The organism is Aeromonas sp. R4-3 (assembly GCF_040908275.1).
GTDB lineage: Bacteria > Pseudomonadota > Gammaproteobacteria > Enterobacterales > Aeromonadaceae > Aeromonas > Aeromonas rivipollensis.
The window spans coordinates 1-3755 of record NZ_JBFODK010000032.1 but is presented as its reverse complement, the minus strand read 5'-3'; the positions used below and the strand labels follow the sequence as shown (position 1 = coordinate 3755).

Genomic DNA, 3755 nt, shown 5'->3' with positions numbered 1-3755 from the left:
GTCGTTTTTTGTTCTACATCAAAGGGATGGGAAAGAAAAAGGAGAAAACGAGGAGAAAGGGGCGAAGAGATTCCTCCCCGTCATGCTGGCAACTGGCCGCCAGCGCCCAGGGAGAGGTCGTGACAAAACGGGGGAATCATCGAGTTAAGGATGATTATCCAGGTTATATTCGGAAGGATGATTTCAAATCAGAATCTAATATTGAAGCTGCCGGTTTACCCCTCTTCCCTTAGTCAGGAAGCGGGAATCCTTATCCATTTTTTAGACGTCTAGACGTAGAAACATGCGTTGACACAGCCATCCGGACATCTTAGCATCATCCTCCATGATGGCAGAGCAACCCAGTGAAACCTCTGCCCAATTCACCCGCCTGTAGCGCCCTGTGCTTTAAGGCTGTTAGCACGGAAGAATCCATGATTAAGTTGATCGGTCTCAACAAAGTCTACGGTAAAGGCAGTGACGCCGTGCACGCCCTGCGTGACGTGAGCCTGCATGTGCCACAAGGCAAGATTTTCGGGGTGATCGGCGCCTCCGGTGCCGGCAAAAGCACCCTGATTCGTTGCGTCAACCTGCTGGAGCGCCCCACCCAGGGCCAGGTCATCGTCGATGGTCAGGATCTGGTGGCCCTGAGCGAGCGGGATCTGACCCAGGCTCGCCGCCAGATTGGCATGATCTTCCAGCACTTCAACCTGCTGGCCTCCCGCACCGTGTTTGCCAACATCGCCTTCCCGCTGGAGCTGGCGGGCTGGAGCAAGGCGCAGATCCAGGCGAGGGTCGAGGAACTGCTCGCCCTGGTCGGGCTGGAAGCCCGTGCCCACGCCTATCCGTCCGAGCTCTCCGGCGGCCAGAAGCAGCGCGTCGCCATCGCCCGCGCCCTGGCACCGGCCCCCAAGGTATTGCTGTGTGACGAGGCCACCTCGGCCCTCGACCCCCAGACCACCCGATCCATCCTGAGCCTGCTCAAGGAGATCAACGTCAAGCTGGGGCTCACCATACTGCTAATCACCCACGAGATGGACGTGGTGAAGGGGATCTGTGACGAAGTGGCCATCATCAGCGACGGTCGCCTGATCGAGCAGGGGGAAGTGGCCTGGTTCTTCAGCAACGCCAAGACCCAGCTGGCCCGTGACTTCATCCACTCTACCATCCACCTGGAGGTGCCCCAGGAGTACCAGGACAGGATGAGCCGCGAGCGGGTGGCCAACAGCTATCCCCTGGTGAAGCTCGGCTTCACCGGCGCCACCGTCGATTCGCCGCTCATCTCCGAGGTGAGCCGCCGTTTCAACATCGACATCAGCATACTGAGCGCAGACATCGAATACGCCGGTGGCGTCAAGTTCGGCTTCCTGCTGGCGGAACTGTTCGGGGATGAGGCCCAGTGCGAGGCCACCCAGCAGTTCTTCATCGACAACCACATTCAGCTGGAGGTAATGGGCTATGTCCGAAGCAATGACTAATCTGCTGCGCCCAATCCTCGGCGACTCAGCCATCATATCCAGCTGGAGGTAATGACTCATGTCCGAAGCCATGATTAATCTGCTCATCACAGCCCTCGGCGACACCCTGATCATGGTGTTTGCCTCCGCCCTGTTCGGCTGCCTGCTCGGCCTGCCGCTGGGCGTGGCACTGCACGTGACCAAGGCCGGCCAGATTTTGGCCAACCCGCTGCTGAACAAGATCCTCGGCATCGTAGTCAACGTCGGCCGCTCGGTGCCCTTCATCATACTGCTGGTGGCCATCATTCCGCTGACCCGGCTGATCGTCGGCACCAGCATAGGCACCATAGCCGCCATAGTGCCGCTGACCGTCGGTTGCATCCCCTTCATCGCCCGTCTGGTGGAAGGTGCCCTGATGGAGGTGCCGGACGGCCTGCTCGAAGCTGCCAAGGCCATGGGTGCCAAACCCTTGCAAATCATTGCCAAGGTGCTGCTGCCAGAGGCCCTGCCCGGGATCCTCAACAGCATCATCATCACCCTGGTCACGCTGGTGAACTACTCCGCCATGGCCGGTGCCATCGGGGGGGGCGGCCTGGGTGATGTGGGTATTCGCTACGGCTATCAGCGCTTTGACCCTACCGTCATGCTGGTCACCGTGGTCATTCTGGTGGTACTGGTTCAACTCATCCAGAGCGCGGGTGAGCGCCTGGTCAAACAATGTGATCATCGTTAATCGTCGATTTCTGACAGGAGGTTTTTATGAAATTGGGCATTAAATCCGCGGCAGCTGCGCTGCTGGCAACTCTGGTACTGGTCGGCTGCGGTCAGAAGGAAGAGAGCAAAACCCTGAAAGTCGGCGCCATCGCCGGCCCCGAGACCGAGCTGATCGAGACTGCGGCCAAGGTGGCCAAGGAGAAATACGACCTGACCGTCGAGGTCGTCACCTTCTCCGACTACGTCACTCCCAACGTGGCCCTGAACGACGGCAGCGTCGACGTCAACGCCTTCCAGCACAAGCCCTACCTGGATGCCCAGATCCGTGATCGCGGCTTCAAGCTGGTGCCGGTTGGCAACACCTTCGTCTACCCGATCGCCGGTTACTCCAAGAAGATCAAGGCCCTGTCCGAGCTGAAAGACGGTGCCCAGATCGCGGTGCCGAACGATCCGACCAACCTGGGTCGCTCCCTGATCCTGCTGGAGAAGCAGGGCCTGCTGAAGCTGAAGGAAGGCGCCGGTCTGGAAGCCACCGTGCTGGACATCGCCAGCAACCCGCGCGACTTCAAGATCGTCGAGCTGGAAGCCGCTCAGCTGCCCCGCTCTCTGGAAGATGTTGATCTCTCCATCATCAACAACACCTTCGCCGGTCAGATTGGCCTGACCCCGACCGAAAACGGCCTCTTCGTCGAAGACAAGGAGTCCCCCTACGTCAACCTGATCGTTGCCCGCGAAAACAACAAGGACGACGAGAAAGTCAAGGAATTCGTTCAGGCCTTCCAGACCGACGAGGTCTACAAGAAGGGAACCGAGCTGTTCAAGGGCGGCCTGGTGAAAGGTTGGTAATCACTCACTCTGTAAAAAAGGCCACGCCAAGCGTGGCCTTTTTTTTTGCCCCCGTTATCATAGTCAGAAGCACGGCAACACGAAAAAACAGAACAACAATGAAGAAATGGTATCTGGCCTACTGCAAGCCCAAGGAAGAGGCCCGCGCCCGCGCCCATCTGGCGGCGCAAGGCGTCGAATCCTATTACCCCATGGTGGAAGTGGAGAAACTGCGGCGTGGCAAACGGGTCCCGCAGCGTGAACCCATGTTCCCCAACTACCTGTTCATCTACGTGGATCTGGAAGTGGTCACCCCGGTTACCCTGAAGTCCACCCGCGGCATCAGCCGCATCATCCACTTCGGCAAGGAGTGGAGCCCCGTCAGCAGCCAGCTGATCTACCGGCTGATGAGCCGGGACGACAGCGACGAGGCGCGCGCCAGCTACGCCTGCCTGCCGACGCAAGGGGACAAGGTATTGATCGAATCAGGCCCCCTGGCCGGGTTCGAGGCCATCTATCTGGAGCCGGATGGGGAGAAGCGGGCCATCCTGCTGGTCAGCCTGCTGAATCAGGAAACCAGCAGCAGCTTCGACAATCAGGCCTTCCGGCGTCTGGACTGACCCTCCCCAGACGTCGCTGGCGAGCAGCGCCCATACCCCTGCTGGCCAGCCTGCTCAACCAGGAAACCAGCAGCAGCGTCGACAACCAGGCCTTCCGGCCTCTGGACTAACCATCCAGCGTCTGGACTGAAAAAAGCGGGGCAGGCCCATAGGCCTGCCC

5 protein-coding genes are annotated in these 3755 nt (G+C 59.5%); all 5 read left to right on the top strand.

All coding sequences use genetic code 11. From position 1 onward, the window contains the following. The coding region (locus AB5Y91_RS10790; RefSeq protein WP_368169777.1) for a hypothetical protein at positions 1 to 233 on the top strand (233 nt) is incomplete at its 5' end. A 180-nt stretch (positions 234 to 413) separates the two neighbouring features. Next, positions 414 to 1457 carry a methionine ABC transporter ATP-binding protein MetN gene (gene metN, locus AB5Y91_RS10785; RefSeq protein ID WP_106885917.1) on the top strand — a complete coding sequence of 348 codons (1044 nt, stop codon included), beginning with the start codon at positions 414 to 416 and terminating at the stop codon, positions 1455 to 1457. 58 nt (positions 1458 to 1515) lie between these two features. Next, a complete protein-coding gene (locus AB5Y91_RS10780; RefSeq protein ID WP_005327310.1) occupies positions 1516 to 2169 on the top strand; it encodes a methionine ABC transporter permease in 654 nt (217 codons plus the stop codon). 26 nt (positions 2170 to 2195) lie between these two features. Beyond that, complete coding sequence (gene metQ / locus AB5Y91_RS10775) at positions 2196 to 2996, top strand: methionine ABC transporter substrate-binding lipoprotein MetQ (protein WP_171276785.1); 801 nt, start codon at positions 2196 to 2198, stop codon at positions 2994 to 2996. Between the two features lie 98 nt (positions 2997 to 3094). Beyond that, complete coding sequence (rfaH, locus tag AB5Y91_RS10770) at positions 3095 to 3595, top strand: transcription/translation regulatory transformer protein RfaH (RefSeq protein ID WP_106885915.1); 501 nt, start codon at positions 3095 to 3097, stop codon at positions 3593 to 3595. Positions 3596 to 3755 lie beyond the last annotated feature (160 nt).

Coding starts and splice junctions, on each gene's coding strand:
- metN (WP_106885917.1), top strand. CDS start 414: ATGATTAAGTTGATCGGTCTCAACAAAGTCTACGGTAAAGGCAGTGAC.
- AB5Y91_RS10780 (WP_005327310.1), top strand. CDS start 1,516: ATGTCCGAAGCCATGATTAATCTGCTCATCACAGCCCTCGGCGACACC.
- metQ (WP_171276785.1), top strand. CDS start 2,196: ATGAAATTGGGCATTAAATCCGCGGCAGCTGCGCTGCTGGCAACTCTG.
- rfaH (WP_106885915.1), top strand. CDS start 3,095: ATGAAGAAATGGTATCTGGCCTACTGCAAGCCCAAGGAAGAGGCCCGC.